At 68.2% G+C, this 17,527-nt stretch carries 19 protein-coding genes and 1 pseudogene; 5 read left to right on the forward strand and 15 right to left on the reverse strand.

Annotated features, from left to right (window positions below; translation table 11 throughout):
* Positions 1-8: 8 nt before the first annotated feature.
* A pseudogene (locus AX767_RS03360) lies at positions 9-1,282 on the forward strand (c-type cytochrome).
* Between the two features lie 16 nt (positions 1,283-1,298).
* Here AX767_RS03360 and AX767_RS03365 read toward each other — a convergent pair.
* From AX767_RS03365 to AX767_RS03390, 6 genes are all read right to left on the reverse strand, one after another.
* Positions 1,299-1,676, reverse strand: a complete 378-nt coding sequence (locus tag AX767_RS03365) for a hypothetical protein (protein WP_068628630.1) — start codon at positions 1,674-1,676, stop codon at positions 1,299-1,301.
* A gap of 148 nt (positions 1,677-1,824) precedes the next feature.
* Positions 1,825-2,145: a hypothetical protein gene (locus AX767_RS03370; RefSeq protein WP_068628631.1), complete on the reverse strand. Its 321-nt coding sequence runs from the start codon at positions 2,143-2,145 to the stop codon at positions 1,825-1,827.
* On the reverse strand, positions 2,139-3,251 hold the full coding sequence (locus tag AX767_RS03375) for a hypothetical protein (RefSeq protein WP_068628633.1): 1,113 nt from the start codon (positions 3,249-3,251) through the stop codon (positions 2,139-2,141). Before AX767_RS03375 ends, AX767_RS03370 begins: the two co-directional genes overlap by 7 nt.
* 13 nt (positions 3,252-3,264) lie before the next feature.
* Entirely contained in the window at positions 3,265-3,531 is a 267-nt protein-coding gene (locus AX767_RS03380; RefSeq protein ID WP_068628635.1) for a PAAR domain-containing protein, read from the reverse strand.
* 131 nt (positions 3,532-3,662) lie between these two features.
* Positions 3,663-4,037: a thioredoxin family protein gene (locus AX767_RS03385; RefSeq protein ID WP_237288532.1), complete on the reverse strand. Its 375-nt coding sequence runs from the start codon at positions 4,035-4,037 to the stop codon at positions 3,663-3,665.
* A gap of 5 nt (positions 4,038-4,042) precedes the next feature.
* A complete protein-coding gene (locus AX767_RS03390; RefSeq protein WP_156480946.1) occupies positions 4,043-5,224 on the reverse strand; it encodes a YihY family inner membrane protein in 1,182 nt (393 codons plus the stop codon).
* Positions 5,225-5,288: 64 nt separating this feature from the next.
* Between AX767_RS03390 and AX767_RS03395 the strand changes: the two genes are divergently transcribed.
* The 4 genes from AX767_RS03395 to AX767_RS03410 are packed head-to-tail and all read left to right on the forward strand — an operon-like array spanning position 5,289 to position 8,438.
* Entirely contained in the window at positions 5,289-5,681 is a 393-nt protein-coding gene (locus tag AX767_RS03395) for a DUF2069 domain-containing protein (protein WP_237288533.1), read from the forward strand.
* Positions 5,678-7,114 carry an FAD-binding oxidoreductase gene (locus tag AX767_RS03400; RefSeq protein WP_068628637.1) on the forward strand — a complete coding sequence of 479 codons (1,437 nt, stop codon included), beginning with the start codon at positions 5,678-5,680 and terminating at the stop codon, positions 7,112-7,114. Before AX767_RS03395 ends, AX767_RS03400 begins: the two co-directional genes overlap by 4 nt.
* On the forward strand, positions 7,111-7,941 hold the full coding sequence (locus tag AX767_RS03405) for a thymidylate synthase (RefSeq protein ID WP_068628639.1): 831 nt from the start codon (positions 7,111-7,113) through the stop codon (positions 7,939-7,941). Before AX767_RS03400 ends, AX767_RS03405 begins: the two co-directional genes overlap by 4 nt.
* A 2-nt stretch (positions 7,942-7,943) precedes the next feature.
* Positions 7,944-8,438: a dihydrofolate reductase gene (locus AX767_RS03410; protein ID WP_068633307.1), complete on the forward strand. Its 495-nt coding sequence runs from the start codon at positions 7,944-7,946 to the stop codon at positions 8,436-8,438.
* Between the two features lie 8 nt (positions 8,439-8,446).
* Here AX767_RS03410 and AX767_RS03415 read toward each other — a convergent pair whose 3' ends face one another.
* The 9 genes from AX767_RS03415 to AX767_RS21785 all read right to left on the reverse strand — a co-directional run bounded on the left by AX767_RS03415 (position 8,447) and on the right by AX767_RS21785 (position 17,481).
* Positions 8,447-9,217, reverse strand: coding sequence for a plasmid replication/partition related protein (locus tag AX767_RS03415; RefSeq protein WP_068628644.1), 771 nt, complete (start codon positions 9,215-9,217; stop codon positions 8,447-8,449).
* Between the two features lie 403 nt (positions 9,218-9,620).
* Complete coding sequence (locus AX767_RS03420) at positions 9,621-10,166, reverse strand: BON domain-containing protein (RefSeq protein WP_068628647.1); 546 nt, start codon at positions 10,164-10,166, stop codon at positions 9,621-9,623.
* Positions 10,163-10,357, reverse strand: coding sequence for a universal stress protein (locus AX767_RS03425; protein WP_068628649.1), 195 nt, complete (start codon positions 10,355-10,357; stop codon positions 10,163-10,165). Before AX767_RS03425 ends, AX767_RS03420 begins: the two co-directional genes overlap by 4 nt.
* A gap of 116 nt (positions 10,358-10,473) precedes the next feature.
* Positions 10,474-13,341 (reverse strand): cation-translocating P-type ATPase, encoded by a 2,868-nt coding sequence (locus AX767_RS03430; protein ID WP_068628651.1) that lies wholly within the window; start codon positions 13,339-13,341, stop codon positions 10,474-10,476.
* Positions 13,331-13,723, reverse strand: a complete 393-nt coding sequence (locus tag AX767_RS03435) for a hypothetical protein (RefSeq protein WP_237288534.1) — start codon at positions 13,721-13,723, stop codon at positions 13,331-13,333. Before AX767_RS03435 ends, AX767_RS03430 begins: the two co-directional genes overlap by 11 nt.
* A 93-nt stretch (positions 13,724-13,816) precedes the next feature.
* A complete protein-coding gene (locus tag AX767_RS03440) occupies positions 13,817-14,497 on the reverse strand; it encodes an ABC transporter ATP-binding protein (protein ID WP_068628653.1) in 681 nt (226 codons plus the stop codon).
* Positions 14,490-15,755 (reverse strand): FtsX-like permease family protein, encoded by a 1,266-nt coding sequence (locus tag AX767_RS03445; RefSeq protein ID WP_068628655.1) that lies wholly within the window; start codon positions 15,753-15,755, stop codon positions 14,490-14,492. The genes AX767_RS03440 and AX767_RS03445 overlap by 8 nt, the downstream gene beginning before the upstream one ends.
* Before the next feature lie 5 nt (positions 15,756-15,760).
* Entirely contained in the window at positions 15,761-17,008 is a 1,248-nt protein-coding gene (locus AX767_RS21780; RefSeq protein WP_237288535.1) for an efflux RND transporter periplasmic adaptor subunit, read from the reverse strand.
* The gene (locus AX767_RS21785; protein WP_068628658.1) at positions 17,005-17,481 is read right to left on the reverse strand and encodes a hypothetical protein; all 477 of its coding nucleotides are present in this window, start codon (positions 17,479-17,481) and stop codon (positions 17,005-17,007) included. The genes AX767_RS21780 and AX767_RS21785 overlap by 4 nt, the downstream gene beginning before the upstream one ends.
* Positions 17,482-17,527 lie beyond the last annotated feature (46 nt).

Below are 17,527 nucleotides of genomic sequence, written 5' to 3' on the forward strand. Positions count from 1 at the left end.
GGCACGGCATGTGGCGTCGCATCGTCTGGGTCCTGATCGGCATCATGGTGCTGACGGCGCTGGTCGGCAGCGTGTTCATCGCCTTCAGCCTGCTTGGCGCCGAGCCGGCCCCTGCAGCGCCGGTGGCGTTTCAGTCCACGCCGGCGCAGGTCGATCGGGGCGCTACCTCGCGCTCGCCGGCAACTGCGCGGGCTGCCACACGGTGCGCGGTGGTGCGCCCTATGCGGGCGGGCTGGCCATCGACACGCCCTTCGGCACCATCTACACGAGCAACCTCACGCCCGACGATGCCCACGGCATCGGGAGCTGGAGCGCCGCGCACTTCTGGCGCGCGATGCACGAGGGTCGCTCCAAGGGCGGACGACTGCTGTACCCGGCGTTTCCGTATCCGAACTTCACGAAGGTGACGCGCGAAGACTCGGACGCCATCTACGCCTACCTGCGCAGCGTGCCGGCGGCAGCCACCCCCAACACGCCGCATCACCTTCGCTTTCCGTACAACACGCAAGTCGCGCTGGCGGTGTGGCGTGCACTGTCGTTCACGCCCGGCACCTTCGTCGCGGTCGCGGGCAAGCCGGCCGAATGGAATCGCGGCGCTTACCTCGTCGACGGTCTCGGGCATTGCATCGCCTGCCACGGTACCCGCAACGTGCTGGGCGCGACCGAAGAAAAGCGAGGCATGTCGGGCGGCTTGATCCCGGTCGAGAACTGGTATGCCCCATCGCTCACGTCCACGCGCGAGGCCGGCGTGGCGGACTGGCCCACGGCCGATGTGGTCGCGCTGCTCAAGAATGGCACCTCGGCGGGCGGATCGGTCATCGGACCGATGGCCGAAGTGGTCTATGGGAGCACGCAGCACCTGACCGATGCCGACCTCGCGGCGATGGCGACGTACCTGAAGCAACTACCGGCCGCCGATGCGCCGCCCCCGCCCGCATCGGTGCCCAGCCGACGCGACCCCGGCGTGATGGCGCGCGGCGAAAAGATCTTCGACCAGCGTTGCGCCTACTGCCACGGCGACGTGGGCCAGGGCGCGGTGGACGCCTATCCCCCGCTGGCGGGCAATCGCGCGGTGAACATGGCGCAGCCCACGAACCTGATCCAGATGGTGCGACATGGCGGCTTCCTGCCGGCCACTGCAGGCAATCCGCGGCCCTACGGCATGCCGGCCTTCGGCCATGTGCTGGACGACGGGGAGATCGCCGCGGTGCTCACCTTCATTCGCGGGTCTTGGGGCAACGATGCCGACCCGGTGTCGCCCCGCCAGATGATGCGGCGCTGAGCGCCGGTCGATCAATCTACTTGCCGCGTGCCGGAACGGACTGGCCGCTGCGCGTGGACGTGCCGAGTGCGGCCTGTCGGGATTGCTGAATCGCCTTGAGCTGTGCGAGCCTGGCCGGGCAATCGCTCGAGGTCGCCACCAGCGTCAAGGAGCTGCGGCGCAGGTTGGCGATCGACTTTTCGACGGCGACCGTGTCTGCCTTTGCCGACACCAGGCCGACCGCGACGGCCTTACGCGATTGCGCGGAAAACGATTTCTCGAAAGCCGGCGAGCCGCAACGCGCCGCGATGACGCGGTAATCCGCCTCCCATTGCTCTTCCGCGCCGGGGGGCGCAACGGGCGCAGCCACCGACTGCGCCTGCGCCACGCCGACCGCGCCGGAAGCCGTCGTCAACAAAAGTACGCCTATCCAGCTGTGCCGCTTCATCTCATTCGCCCTCTGTGTGTGTTCCAGGGGCGATGGTAGGAGGCCCGCCGTCTTATTTCATCTGGCCAGTCGATGTAGTTGCGTCGACCGCGCAATTTGCCCGGTATGCGCAGGCTCAGGCGGCGGCGTTCGACGGCGGCAACGGCCTGTCCACCAGGAGGGCCGCGCGGGCGAAAGGATCTGTCAACAAGGCGACGATCACGCGCTGCCCGTGGTCCCTCGCGAGCTGGCATCCCAGCGCGAGGCTCACCAAATCACCTGCTGCGCCCATGTGCGAGCAGGTCATGCCGGTCATCAGGTGGTTGCTGTCGAAAGGCACATGCGGCAGGCGCTCCTGCACGAAGGCGGCGACTTCGGTCACGCGCGACACGCGATGATCGGCGTCGCTGACCAGCCATTCCACGGCAGGCGTGTCGAGCTTCGCGACCGTCAGCAATTGGTCGGTGAGCGCTCCAGTACCCCGGCATTTCCAGCCCGTGCGGCATCGGCGGAGGTCGCGCGCTGGCTCGCGATGGGCCGGCCGAGCTGCGGTGCCTCTGCATGCTGCAGCCCCGCATCCTTCGTGGCCGTGAGCAAGAGGCCCGCTGCTGCCTCGCCGGGCATCAACCCCGTTCGCCGGATGGAGGTGTACAGCACGCCGGCCGTTTCCCACTGCGCGACCCGCGTGTCCGACAGAGCCGATTCGGCCGCGAGCACGATGTGCAATGTCTGGCGCACATCCCGGTTGACGGACACGATGACGCGGTCCAGCAGCACGAAGCCGGTCGCGCCGGCTTCGCTCCGGAACGAATCGACCGTCCAGGCGAGTGCGGGGCTCTCGACGGCGCACAGGTGCTGCACCCACTGCATTGCGAGCAGACGTTCGGGCTCGCTCCACCCACCGGGCAACAGCAGAGAAATGCGCAGGGCGCGCGGTCGCGCTGCGAGGGGGTCGTCGACGACGATGCCGTCGACGGTTTCGTTGGCCTTCGCGAGCAAATCGATGAGCGTGTCGCCCATGATCTGGAATGCGCGCAGCCGATCGTCCGTCAACGCCTGCAGATCGATGTCGGCCGACGGCGCCAGCGGCATCCCGGCCAGCTGCTCGCGCAGCGCATCGGTGTCCAGCCCGGCAATGCGACTGGCGAAGACCGGGAAGCCATCGTCGGTCTTGAGTTGAGCGTCGGGCGCGGCGCCCTTGCCTTCGGCGATGGCCGCGATCAATTCCTGCGCCGAAGCGCCGCCGGGCGCCCGCAAGCTCGAAGCCAGGACGCACACCCGAAACCGCGCTTCGTCGACGTCGGCTTTGTCGGCTTTGTCGGTGCGTTTCGGTGCAGCCCGGGTGGTGCCGGACGCGGCAAGAAGCACCGCCGCCGGCGCCGCGTTCGCGCGTCGCAGCAGCCACCAGGCCAGCAGCACGCCCAGAGGCAGAAGCCCCAGCCACAGCACCACATCGCCGGTGCCCGGCATGCGCGACGTGGACTGCCAATAGAAGAACACCAGCAGCCAGACTGCCGCGAAGACGCCGAGCACCCGCAGGGCCGGCTTGAGGAAGCGAATCATGTGCCGGTGACCGCTACTCGGAAGCCGAGTCGGGCTGGCCTGCGAGGAGCAGCGAACCGCATGCAGTCACATCGTGGTGTCGCGCCACGCGGCGGCCGTCGATTTCGACGTACGGACTGGCGGTGACGATCGGATTGACGCCATGCCCGGGGATCGGGCAAGACACCAGGTCACCGATGCACGCAACCCGACGCTCGTCGGTGAACGTGTTGTCGGACGCGGTGATGACGACACCGCCATGGTCGGTCTTGTCGCCCAACACAATGAATGGTCGTTCCATTTTTTTCTACTCCCTTGGCGCATGCCGGCGAAGCGCGGCAGCCCGCCGATGGTAGCTGCGATTCGCAGGGTGCCGCGTGCTGGGCGGCCGAGCGGGCCGTCGGCCGACTGGTGGAGGCCTTCAGCGCCCGCTCACCGAGCGCGGGATCCGCCTTGTCCAGCCTCGAAGCGCTCGGGTGCAAGGTGAAGGGCGGCGAGCAGCGTGCTCACCGCGGGCGTGGCCACCTGCGCCGGCTGCAGCGCCGACAGCAAGCGCGACAGTGTTTCGGCATGGGGCAGCAAGGGTCCGACGAAACGGGTGCCGTCGGCACCGGCCACCAGGAGGGTCGGGAAGGTCTCGACCTCGAAGTCGTCGGCAATGTCCGCGTGGTCCTCGATGTCGACCCAGGCAAAGCGGAAGTCGGGATTCGCACGTGCCACCTGCTCGAAGAGCGGCCGGTATTCTCGGCAGGCACCGCACCATTCGGCGCACAGGCACACGACCCACTGCCGTGGGTCGTCGGACACGCTGTTCACAGCACGTCCCGCAGGCACAGCGATCGCAGCGGGCCGCGGGTCCACAGGTTGTCGAGCGGTTGCGCGATCGGCATCAGCAGTTCCTTCAAGAGCGGTTCGATCGGGGTCGCGGGGTCGGCCAACAGCACGTAGCGCGGATCGGTGCCTGCCTGCTCTTCGGCCAGCAGCGCAATCCAGTCGAGCGCGACGAGCGTCTCCAGTACCGGCGCGAGCTGCAGCGCATCGACCTTCATGTGCGCCACCAGCGTGTTGGCGCCCAGCCCGCGCTGCGGCGTGTGCCGCGCGTCGGCCAGCAACTGGAGCGCCTCGACCGCCAGTTGCATCGGCCAGCCCGCCATGCCGCCGCGCCGCGCCACGCCGTTGAGCAAGCTCGGCAAGTAGGCGGCGATCACCGCGCCGAGCAGCACGATGACCCATGCGGTGTAAATCCAGATCAGCAGGATCGGCACGATGGCGAAGGCACCGTAGACCATCGAATAGGTGGGCACCAGGCTCAGGTAGTAGGCCAGCACCCGCTTGGCGATTTCGATGGCCGCCGCCACGAACAGGCCGCCGGCCCAGGCGTGTGACCAGCGGACCTGCGTGTTGGGGACGTAGTGATAGAGCGACGCCATGCCGAGCGCCAGCAGTGCGAACTCGAAGGTGTCGAAGAGCAGCTTGAGCACGGCACCGCCATCGCCCACCAGACCGCGCGACGCCGAGAACACATACGACGTGGTCGACAGGCTCACCGCAAGAATCAGCGGCCCGAGCGTGATCGCCGCCCAGTAGATCAGCACCCGCTGCGCGAAGGGCCGCGGCGAGCGCACGCGCCACACGTTGTTGAGCGTCTTGTCGATGGTGAGAAAAAGCGCGATCGCCGTGACGAGCAGCACCATCAACCCTGCGATCCCGAGGCCGCTGGCCTTGCTCGCGAACTGGTTGAGGTAGCCGAGCACCTGGCGCGCGATGTTGTCGGGAATCAGGCTGTCGATGAACCAGCGCTGCAGCCGGCCCTGCAGTTTCGAGAACATCGGGAACACGGTGAAAAGCGCGAGCGCCACCGTGAAGAACGGCACCATCGCGATGGTCGTCGTGAAGGTCAGGCTGCTGGCAGTGAGCCCGAGCCGGTCTTCCCGAAAACGCTCGCCCAGCACGGTCGCGGTGTTGCGCCACGGAAAGCGGGAAAGGTCCCCCAAATCTGGTGGCGATTCATGGCCGGTATCATGCCATCGGGTGTTTTGTCACCCTCTGATTGCCTCTGTGACCACACCCTCCCCCACTGTTGCCGCCACACGCTGGCTCGCCGTCGGCAGCCTCGTCGGCCTGATCGTGCTCGGGCTCGCCTGGGAACTGTGGCTGGCCCCGTTGCGGCCGGGCGGCTCGCTGCTCGCGCTCAAGGTGCTTCCGCTGGTCGTGCCGCTGGCGGGGCTCTTGAAAAACCGGATGTACACCTACCGCTGGGTCAGCCTGATGGTGTGGCTCTATTTCATCGAGGGCGTGGTGCGTGCCTGGAGCGATCGCGGCATTGGCCAGGTGCTTGGGCTCGTCGAAGTGGCGCTGTGCCTGGCCCTGTTCACCGCCTGCGCCTGGCATGTGCGTTCGCGACTGCGCGCCGCCGCGGCGCTGCGCCTTCTGGAGACCCCTGCATCGTGACCGCCCTGCTGCTGGATGAACTGCGCGCCATCGTCGGCGCACCGAACGTGTTGACCGAAGGCGACCTCACCGCCTGGGAACAGGACTGGCGCAAGCGCGAGCGCGGCAAGGCGCTCGCCATCGTGCGGCCTGCCAACACCGCGCAGGTGGCGGCCGTCGTGAAGGCCTGCGCTGCGGCCGGCACGGCCATCGTCCCGCAAGGCGGCAACACCGGCTTGGCCGTTGGATCGACACCGGACGATAGCGGCACGCAAGTCTTGCTCAGCCTGCAGCGCATGAACGCGATTCGCGCCATCGATCCAGCCAACCTGACGGTCACGGTCGAGGCCGGCTGCATCCTGCAAACGCTGCAGGAAGCGGCTGAAAAAGCCGGCTTCCTGTTTCCGCTCAGCCTGGCGGCGGAAGGCAGTTGCACCATCGGCGGCAATCTGGCGACCAACGCCGGCGGCACGCAGGTCGTGCGCTACGGCAACACGCGCGACCTGTGCCTCGGCCTCGAAGTGGTCACGCCGCAAGGCGAGGTCTGGGACGGCACCAGCGGCCTGCGCAAGGACAACACCGGCTACGACCTGCGCGACCTGATGGTCGGCAGCGAAGGCACGCTGGGCATCATCACGGCGGCCACCATGAAGCTGTACCCGCAGCCGGCCGCACGACTCACCGCGTGGGCCGCCGTGCCGTCGCTCGAACACGCCGTCACGCTGCTCGGCCTCGCGCACAAGCACCTCGGCTCGGGCCTGACCGGATTCGAGGTAATGGGCAAGTTCGCACTGAGCCTGGTCGACAAGCACATGCCGCAACTGCGCGTGCCCTTCATCGACGACGACGCAGCGCCGTGGTGCGTGCTGCTCGAAAATTCCGACAGCGAATCCGAACAGCACGCGCGCGCGCGTTTCGAGGCGCTGCTCGAAACTGCCTTCGAAGACGGCTGCGTGACCGATGCTGTGGTCGCCGAAAACCTCACGCAGGCGCACCAGCTCTGGCACATCCGGGAGAACATCCCGCTGGCGCAGGCCGAAGAGGGCCTGAACATCAAGCACGACATCTCGATCGCGGTGTCGCGGATTCCGGCCTTCGTCGCATCGACCGACGCGCTGCTGCAACGCGAGATTCCCGGCGTGCGGCTGGTCAATTTCGGCCATCTGGGCGACGGCAACCTGCACTACAACGTGCAGGCGCCGGTCGATGGCGATGCCAAGGCTTTTCTCGACGACGAAGAAGCGCGCGTCAACACGCTGGTGTACGACGCCGTGGCCGAATTCGGCGGCTCGTTCTCGGCCGAGCATGGCATCGGCGGGCTCAAGGTCGACAAGCTCGAAAAGCACAAGTCGCCGGTTGCGCTCGGCATGATGCGCGCCATCAAGCGCGGGCTCGACCCGCAGAACATCCTGAATCCGGGGCGCGTGCTTCGGTCACAAGGCCCATCGTCATGACCCGTCCCGTCCGCAAGCAATACGAAGACTTCATGCGCCATGTCGACACGACCGGCGTGGTCAAGAGCGACCGCACCGGCACCGGCACCAAGAGCGTCTTCGGCCACCAGATGCGCTTCGACCTGAACGAAGGTTTTCCGCTGGTCACGACCAAGAAGGTGCACGTCAAGTCGATCATCCAGGAACTCCTGTGGTTCCTCACCGGCTCCAGCGACAACAACTGGCTGCGCGAACGCGGCGTGACGATCTGGGACGAATGGGCGCGCGAGGACGGCGACCTCGGTCCGGTCTACGGCGTGCAATGGCGCAGTTGGCCGACGCCCGACGGCGGCCACATCGACCAGATCGCCGAAGTCATCAAGACGCTCAAGAGCAACCCGGATTCACGCCGCATCATCGTGAGCGCGTGGAACGTGGCCGAGCTCTCAAAGATGGCGCTGATGCCCTGCCACGCGTTCTTCCAGTTCTACGTGGCGCCGCCGCAAGCCGAAGGCCAGCGCGGCAAGCTCAGCTGCCAGCTCTACCAGCGCAGCGCCGACATTTTTCTCGGCGTGCCTTTCAACATCGCGAGCTATGCGCTGCTCACGCACATGGTCGCGCAGCAGTGCGACCTGGACGTCGGCGACTTCATCTGGACCGGTGGCGACTGCCACATCTACAGCAATCACGCCGAGCAGGTCGCACTGCAACTGAGCCGCGAACCCCGCGCGTACCCGACGCTCGTGATCCAGCGCAAGCCCGATTCGATCTTCGACTACCAGTACGAAGACTTCGCGTTTGAAGGCTACGACCCGCATCCGGCCATCAAGGCGCCGGTGGCGGTATGACCATGCGCATCAACCTGATCTATGCGCGCGCGGCCAATGGCGTGATCGGCAAAGACGGCGCCATGCCCTGGCACCTGCCCGAAGACATGGCGCACTTCAAACGCCAGACCGCCGGCGCGCCGGTCATCATGGGCCGCAAGACCTGGGACTCGCTTCCGCCGAAGTTCCGGCCGCTGCCCGGACGCACCAACATCGTGGTGACGCGCCAGGCCAGCCTGGTGGCAGAGGGTGCGCAACGCGCATCCGGCCTGCGCGAAGCGCTTTCGATGTGCGAGCGCACGCGTGCGCCGGAGGCATGGGTGATCGGTGGCGCGCAGATCTACGCGGAAGCCGCGCCGCTCGCGCAGCGCGCCATCGTGACCGAGATCGCACGCGACTTCGACGGCGATGCCTTTGCACCGACGCTCGACGCGCAGTGGCGCGAGACGGCGCGTGTGTCCCATGTCTCTACCAACGGCCTGCCGTTCAGCTTTGTGACCTACGAACGGACAGACTGAGGGCGGTCTCAGGTGGAAAGCGCTGCAAGCTGCAGCCGCAGCATGTCGTTTTCAGCAGTGAGTTCCGCCACCCGGCGCCGCAGGTCGGCAATCTCCAATGCTGGACCGTCGCCGTGTGGTGACGGCGCCGCGGACGCACTGGCCGGAACAGTCTGTTCGCGCGCGAGACGCTTCGCTTCGCGCACCCGCTTGGCGGCTTGCTTCAGTTCGCCTTTGCCGGCGGCCGCTGCCGCAATTTGCTCATGCGCCGGCAGCGTGGCAACCGCTGCGGCGGCGTTGATCGAAATCGTGCCCGACTTCACCGCTGCGACGAGTTCGGGCGAAGCCTGCTTCTGGATCTTCTCGATCATCACGACCTGGTTGCTGCTCAGCCGCGCCGCCCTGGCGATCGCTTCGCGGCTGCTCATGGCGGTCGCGTCGGCATCACCGGACGTGGACGCATCGGCGCGCGATCGCCGCAACGCCACGATGTCCTTCTTGCGCAGCGCCAGGACGCCGCGCTGAAAATCGGAAACGCTGCGCCGCCCGAGATGCTGGTCGATCATCCAGAGATGCACGTCCTCGGTCGACTGGAACCGCGTGTTCTGCGTCGTCTGAAACGGCAGCCCATGCTTCTGGCAGATGCCGTACCGGTTGTGCCCGTCTACCAACACATCGCCCCACAGAACCAGCGCGTCGCGGCAGCCTTCGGCCAGGATGCTGCGTTCCAGTGCCGCATGCTCGTCGTCGGTGAGCGGATCGATGTAGGTTTTGAGTTCTTCGTCGACGGAGATGTTCATGCAGCGAATGCAGGCAAAAAAGGGGAAGGAGCGGTGGCCCAAACGACAAAAAGGGCTAGCAGATCAAGATCTGCTAGCCCTTTTGCTAACTGGCGGAGCGGACGGGACTCGAACCCGCGACCCCCGGCGTGACAGGCCGGGGGTCAGTGAGCATCCATGCGGGTTTGCGGCCGATGAGTATTCCAAAACGTAGCAAATTTCTGCAATTGTCCGCAGGAAGACGTCGGAAGTATTCCAAAAGGCAGCATCAGGGACGTCGATTTTATAACCTCCGCAATGGGGGTGACGATTGCCTATTTGCTCGTAGGCCCGAGCTCTGATTTACAGACCGGTAGTGCCTGGTTTTTGCAGTGCTCCCCTGCAGCTGGTGCTCTGGCAGTCAGCAGGCCGTTCTCACAACGTCTCACATCAGTGCCTCTGATCTCGGCGCGAATCCGGCGTGCGTTGTATGCACGCGGCGCTCCGGCAGAGCGTCTCGATGGGCGCTAATCATGATCACGCTCGCTTCCACGGCGAGCCGAATTTCGTTGCTTATTCCGGTTACCCCCACAAGCGACGCGATGCATTGCTCGGCGCCCTGCTTCTGAAATGGCCAGTCAAGCTGCCCTGCCAGCGTGACCCAGCCGTTCTCGACCTCGACGTAGACAGAGCCGACCGGCAGGTAGGTGATCCACTCGATCACGTCCTGGGCGGAACGGGCGATGTCGGCATCCACGCGCACACTCTCCTCGCCCAGTTCGACCGCGAGCTCACCCACCAGCGCGGCCACCCCCGCGACGCGTTCGATGACATGCCGCGCTCGCCACTTCTCGGTGTAGGTCGCTACACGGCCGCTCCAGGAGATCACCCCCGCGCGGGCGTCGATCTCGATGAAGGTCGCGTCGACGGAGGGCTCCCAGGCCAGTTCGGCCAGCACATCGCGCCGGAGTCGGGCATCTGTTTTCTTCATTGCATTGCGCCTCGTGTTGCAAAGCCGGAGCATCGCGCGCGCGACAGGCCGGGTCTGTGCGCTGCCACACCAAGCGCACCGGCACGCTGTTTCACCAGCACCACGGGTTGCCGTGCCGTCGCGAGCACGCGCTGCGCCACCGACCCCATGAGCAGGTCGGCGAAGGCGCCGCGTCCCTTGGCGCCCAGCACGATGAGGTCGTACTTTCCGGTGTTCGCGCAATCGACGATCTCCTTGGCCGATCAGTTCGGCAGCGTATTGACGGCCCGCAACGCGTGCTTCGAACCGTCAGTGGCGACGAGCATTTTCATGGTCTTCTTTCGGAGTGGATCGGGGTTCGGGAATGAAAGGCGCGGCTGGCCCACTTGCGCAGCTCGCCGTACCAGACCACCACGCTGGCCATGACGACGCACAGCGCCCATTGCTGCGCAGACAGGGGCGCAGTGCCGAAGGCCCGGTTGAGAAAGCCAAGATGGACCACGGCCACCTGCAGCACGACCGCGAGCGCGACGGCGCCCCAGAGCCAGCGGTTGACGAAGAGCTGCGAGAAGGCGCTGCGGCGATCGGAGCGCGCGTTGAAGCAATTGAAGAGCTGCGCCAGCACCAGCACGGTGAAGCCTGCGGTGCGCGCGGTGGTCAGGTCCTGGTGGCCCTCGACCATTCCGCCCGGCAGAAGGATGTCGATGGTCAGTAGCGTCACGAGCGCGATCACCAGACCGACCTGGAGCACTTCGGACCCCATGCGCGCATCGATCACCCGTTCGCCGCGCGCACGCGGCTTGCGTGCCATCACGTCGTCGGTCGGCGGATCGATGCCCATCGCCAAGGCAGGGCCGGTGTCGGTCACGAGGTTGATCCAGAGAATCTGCGTGGCGAGCAGGGGCAGCACCACGCCACCGCCCGTGCCGGCCAGGCCCAGCACGCCGGCCCCGACGACGCCCAGGAACACGGTGAGCACCTCCCCCATGTTGGACGAGAGCAGGTAGCGCAGCGCTTTGCGGATGTTGTCGAAGATGCTGCGGCCTTCGCGCACCGCCTCGACGATGGTCGCGAAGTTGTCGTCCACCAGGATCATCCGCGCGGCCTCGCGCGTCACTTCGGTGCCGGTCATGCCCATGGCGATGCCGATGTCCGCCGCCTTGAGCGCCGGCGCGTCGTTGACGCCGTCGCCCGTCATCGCGACCACGTTGCCCGCGGCCTGCAGCGCGGCGACGATGCGCAGCTTGTGCGCCGGCGCCACCCGAGCGAAAACCGAGGTCTTGCGCACCGCCTCGGCGAAACCCGCCTCGTCGAGTGCATCGAGTTGCAGACCCGTCAGAGCGACGGCGCCTTCCGCGACGATGCCGAGGTCTTCAGCGATGCGGGTCGCGGTGCGCGGATGGTCGCCAGTGATCATGACCACGCGGATGCCGGCGCGCTGCGCCTCACGGATCGCCACCGCCACCTCGGCACGCGGCGGGTCGATGATGCCGACCGTGCCGACGAAGACGAGGTCGTCTTCAAGGACCTCGAGCCCTTCGCGGGGCGTGGGCGCATCGCCCCCTCGCGTCATCGAAGCGGATTCCTGCGCGGTCAGTGGCCGATAGGCCACGGCCAGCGTGCGCAGCGCGGCATCGGACAGCGCGTCGACATCGGCCACGATGCGCGCACGCATTGTGGCGTCCAGCGGCTTCACGTCCATACCGACGCGCACACGCTGGCACCGCGACAACAGCACGCCGGGCGCGCCCTTGGCCACGAGCATGAGCTGGTCGCCGTGCGTGTGATCGCGCTCGATCGTCGACATCATCTTGCGTTCGGACGTGAAAGGCATCTCGGCGACGCGCTCGAAGCGCTTCTTGCGCTGCGCAGTCAGCCCCATCTTGCGTTCGGCGACGAGGAAGGCGGCCTCGGTCGGATCGCCCTGGATCGTCCATGCGCCGCCTTCACCCTGGTGCAGCTGCGCATCGCCGGCCAGACTGCCGCCCGCCAGCACGACGGTCTGCTCTTCGCGCAACGGCCCGGCCTGCAGCTCGGCGCCGTCGAGCTCCACACGGCCCTCCGGCACATAGCCGGCGCCCGTGATGCGCGTGGTGCCCGAAGCCGTCACCACCCGCTCGATGGTCATCTCCGCGCGCGTGAGCGTGCCGGTCTTGTCGGTGCAGATGATCGACGCTGCGCCCAGCGTTTCGACCGACGACAGCTTCTTCACGATGGCCTTGTGCCTGGCCATGCGCTGCACCCCCATGGCCAGCACCACCGACAGGATGGCGGGCAAGCCCTCCGGCACGGCCGCCACCGCGAGCGACACGCCGAGCAGCAACACGGCGACGACCTCCGCCGCGGTGGGGTGGCCGGACACCAGCAGGATCGTCGCCACCACCACGGCGGCGATCACCAAAACCGCGATGCCCAGCACGCGACCGATGCGCGCCACCTCGATGCCGAGCGGCGTCGGCGCCTCGACCGTGGCGTCCAGCATGCCGGCGATCGCGCCCATCTCGGTCTGCATGCCGGTGGCGGTGACGACCGCACGGCCGACGCCCTGGGCGACGGCGGTGCCCTTGAACACCATGTCGAGACGGTCGCCCAGCGCGCCGGGTTCGGCCAGCGTCGCAGGGTCCTTCTGTACCGCCTCGCTCTCGCCCGTGAGCGAAGCCTCGAGTACGCGAAGGGAAGATGCCTCGATCAGACGCGCATCGGCGCCGACGGCATCGCCCTCGGCTAGCACCAGGATGTCGCCGGGCACCAGCTCGGCACTGGGGACCCGGAAAGTCCGGCCGTCGCGGACGACGGACGAAGTCACTGCCGTCATGCGGGCCAGCGCGGCCACGGCATCCGCGGCCTTCGCCTGCTGCACGAAGCCGAGCACCGCGTTGAGCAACAGCACCGTCGCGATCACCAGTGCGTCGAGCGGCCAGCCCACGAAACCCTCGAGCGCCCAGGCACCGAGCGCCACCGCGATGGCGAACCCGAGCAGGTAGACCAGCGGATCGCGGAACTGGGCCAGCACCCGTCGCCACGTGGGCACGGGCGGCGCGGCGCGCAGCGCGTTGCGCCCGTGCTCGGTCAGCCGCTGCGCGGCCTGCTGCGCAGAGAGCCCACGCGCCGCATCGACCGAGAGCGACTGCAGCACCCGCTCGGCCGACTGCACGGAGGGATCGCCGGCAGACCCTTCTGCACCGTCAGCGGCCATCCGGCCCGACAGGTTGGGCGCGCGCCACGGGCGCCACCATCGGCGGATAGCGATAGAAGCGCTCGTTCAGGTAGCGCGACACGGCCTGGATGTCGCTCTCGTTCCAGCCCAGCCCCGAGGCATCCTGCCAGCGGCGCACCTGGAACATGAGGGACGACCAGTCGGTGGCGGCCTTCTTGTCGCGCCAGTGCATCTCGGTCGTATGACAGGTGACGCAATGGGTCGAATAGAGCAGCTCGCCCCGGCCCTGGCTCTGCGCCGGGGCCTGCAGCGGGGTCTGCATCGGCGTCTGTGCGCGAACTGCAAGCACCGGGGCGAGAGCACCCAGCAGCGTGGCCATGGCCAGGGCACCGGTGCGGCGGAATCGGGAATGCGGGTTCATGCGTGGGCTCCTTAGCGACGGTCGGAAAGCCGCCGTACCCTTCACCATGCCGCGGCATCCGCCGCCCGTCTGTGCGCTGGCGAACGTGCGGCGTCAGCCCGTCAGGCGACCGTCGACCACCTCGATGGTCTTGTCGCAGCGAGCGGCCAGTGCGGGGTTGTGCGTCACGAACAGAACCGTGGTGCCCTGCTCGGTATTGAAGCGGCGCAGCAGCGCGAAAACCTCGTCCGCACTTTGGGTGTCGAGGTTGCCGGTGGGCTCGTCGGCCAGCAGCACCGCCGGGTTCATCGCGAGGGCGCGCGCGACTGCCACGCGCTGCTGCTGGCCGCCGCTCAGGTTGCCGGCCAGGTTGTCCTGCCAGCGCGTGAGGCCCACGTTGGCGATCAGCGCCAGCGCACGCTGGCGCATCGCCTCGTTCGGGAACTCTGCGGCGCCCAGCATCGGCATCATCACGTTCTCGAGCGCGGTGAACGCGGTGATCAGGTGGTGGTACTGGAACACGAAGCCGATCGAATGCCCGCGCAGTCGGGTGAGGGCATGGTCGTCCAGCGTGGTGGTTTCCTCGCCGCACACCCGCACCGTGCCCGCGGTCGGCCGGTCGAGCAGGCCGACGATGTTCAGCAGCGTGCTCTTGCCCGAGCCCGATGGCCCGACGATGGCGCAGAACTGGCCGCGCCGGATTGTCAGGTCGATGCCGTGCAGCACCTCGGTCTCGATCGGCGTGCCGAGGTTGTAGGCCTTGCGCACGCCGCGCAGCTGCACCACGTCATCCACGGATGGCCACCACGGGGTCGAGGCGCGCAGCACGGCGTGCCGGCGCGAAGGCCGCGGCCAGGCCGGTGAGCATGGCAAGCAGCAGCGCATAGACGAACAGCATCGGCTCCAGCGCCAGCGCGAACAACGGCGTGCCGTCTGCATTGAGTGCGGTGCGTTGCCACAGCACGAGGATGCCGGCGCCCAGCAGGCAGCCCGCCACCGACCCCGCCAGCCCGAGCAGCCCGCCCTGCAGGAGGAACATCCGCATGATCTGCGCCTGCGAGATGCCCATCGCGCGCAGGATGCCGATCTCGCGCGCCTTCTGCACCACCACCACGGCCATCACGCTGGCGATGCCGAACGCGACCGACAGGCCGACGAAGAAGCGGATCGCCGTGTTGGCCAGCGTCTGCGCGTTCACGGCGCTGAAGAACTCCGCGTTCGTCTTGATCCAACTGTCGGCCTGGACCCCCGTGGAGGCGGTGATCCGCTGCGCGATGCGCTCGGCGGCATAGACGTCCTCCACCGTCACCTCCAGGCTGGTGACGCCACCCGGCAGCCCGAGCAGGCTTTGCGCGGTGCGCAGCGCGACGAAGGTGTTGCGTGCGTTCGCGCCCTTGTTGCCAAGATCGAAGATGCCGGTGATGGTGAGCGTCAGCGCGGCGCCCGTGGCGTCCGACCCGGTGGCGCTGGTCGCGGTCGACAGCCGCAGCTTGTCGCCCACCTGCAGGCCGAGGTCGTCCGCCAGTTCGGTGCCGATGAGGATGTCGCTCGTCGTCAACTGCGCACGGCCGCGCACGATCTTCGAGGCCAGGTCGACGATTCGGAAGTACTGCGCCGGCTCCACGCCCGCCACCGACACCGCGCGGTTGGCGTTGCCCCGCACCACCAGCGCGGAGCCGCCGGCCACCGAGGCCACCACCTTCAGCTCGGGCATGGTGCGGATCTGCGCCATCACCGACTGCCACTGGTCGATGGACTTGAGCCGCTGCAGCGGCGGCTGGACGATGGCGCCTTCCACCTCACCCGGCGCTGCATGCGCGCCCATGCGCAACGGGCGCGACACCTCCTTGGGCGGCAGCAGTTCGATGTGCGCCTGCGCCGACAGCACCCGCCGGATGAAGTTGCCTTGCAGCCCGGCCATGAGCGCGGACATGAACACGATCACGGCCACGCCGATCGCCACGCCCGCCATGATGAACACCGTCTGCAAGCGGCCTTCGCGCAAGAAGCGAATCGCGAGGATCCATTCGAAGGGCAGCAGCGGGTTGAACATCGCACTCAGGGGTTGGCGACCGCGGCGGCCCGCACGCGCGCACCGGCCGCTGCACTGGCGGCCACGGGCACCACGCGGTCCCCTTCGGCGAGGCCTTCGAGCACCTCGGCCACGCCGCCGCTGCGCAGGCCGATGCGCAGCGCCCGCCGCACCGCGTGGCGCCCCTCGATGCGCAACACCCAGGGCGCCGCGCCGTCCGCGTCGTGCAACGACGTCGCCGGCACGACCAGTGCGGCGGGGCGGCGCGCCACTTCGATGTCGACCGAGACCGTCATGTCCTGCTTGAGCACCGGCGGCGGCTGCGGCACGTCGAGCTTGACCTCGACGGCGCCGGTCTGTGCGTTGACGCCCGGGTTCACATAGGAAAGCACCGCGTCGAAGCGTTCCTGCGGGTACGCGTCGGCCGACACCCGCGCCGGCTGGCCGAGCGCCAGCAGGCGCAGGTTCTTCTCGTCGATCTGCACCACCAGCTGGGTGCGACCCGCAGGCGAGAGCGTCATCAGCACCTTGCCGGGCTGCACCACGTCGCCCGGCTCGACGCTGCGGCCGATGAGCGTGCCGGCCAGCGGCGCCACGATCACCGCGTAGCCGGCACGGGCCCGCGCCGCATGGGCATTGGCATCGGCCGACGCCACGTCCGCAACCGCGAGCGCCGTGTCGCTGCCGGTGCGGCCCAGGCTGTCGAGCTGCATCTGCGCCGATCGCACTTCGGCGTCCGCGAGCTCGGCCACCTTGCGTGCGTCGTCGAGGGCGGCGCGGCCGACGAAGCCCTGCGCGAACAGGGCCTGGCTGCGTCCGAGCGAGGTGTTGGCGTTGACGAGCGCGGCCTGTGCCTGGCGCACCGACTGCGCGCCGACCGGTGCCTGCACCTCGCGCAGCCGCCGCAGCCGGGCCTGCGCCTGCGCCGCTGCCGCATCGGCCTGCGCGGTGGCCGCGGCCAGTTCGGCCGACTCCAGGCTGATCAGCAACTGGCCCGCATGCACCCGCTCGCCCTCTTCCACCGGTACCTGCTGCACGGTCCCGGTGATCTGCGCGCCGATGTCCACCCGGTGCGGCGCCTCGACGCGCCCGCTGGCCACCACGGTCTGCACGAAGTCGCGGCGCACCACCGCATCGACGGGCACGACGGGCCCCTGCCACCAGCGCCAGCCGAGCACCGCGCATCCCGCGAGGACGAGCAGCGCCGCGCCGATGGCCCACCGATGCTGGCGCCACCACGATGGCGCGGGCGGGACCGGCGGCTGGTCGCTCACGTCCGCAGCCGGGCGCAGGTGGCGCGCGCGGCATCGCGCACGGCACGCAGGTCGCTGCCGACCAGATCGACCGGCAGGTGCCCGCCCAGCACTTCGTGCGGCTCGGCGAACCAGCAGGCCACAGCCCAGCCGTCCAGCGCGTCGGGCAGTTCGAGCCGCACCGCCTGCGGCGCGAAAGCCACAGAGAGGTCCGCCGGATCGAACTGGAACATCGGGAGCCACAGGCTTCCACGCCAGCCGAACCCGAAGACCTGCCGCGACACGATCAGCCGAGCCAGCGTGACCAGGTCGCCGCGCCGATGGTCCTTCATCATTTCGCTCATCGCGTCGCCCGGTGCGGTACCGCCCGAGGCACGGAACGCCTTGAGCAGGTGCAGGAAGGCCCGCGTGCCCGGTGCGGCGGGCGTCGATTCGAAACAGGGCGGCGGCGCCGAAGCGATGCGGGTCGAAGGCGCTGATTGCACGGCGTTCATGGGGGCCTCGGCGTTGTGGCGTGGTGCCGCATGCTCGCGCCCTGCG

The sequence above is a fragment of the Variovorax sp. PAMC 28711 genome (assembly GCF_001577265.1).
In the GTDB taxonomy this organism is placed as follows: Bacteria; Pseudomonadota; Gammaproteobacteria; order Burkholderiales; family Burkholderiaceae_C; genus Variovorax.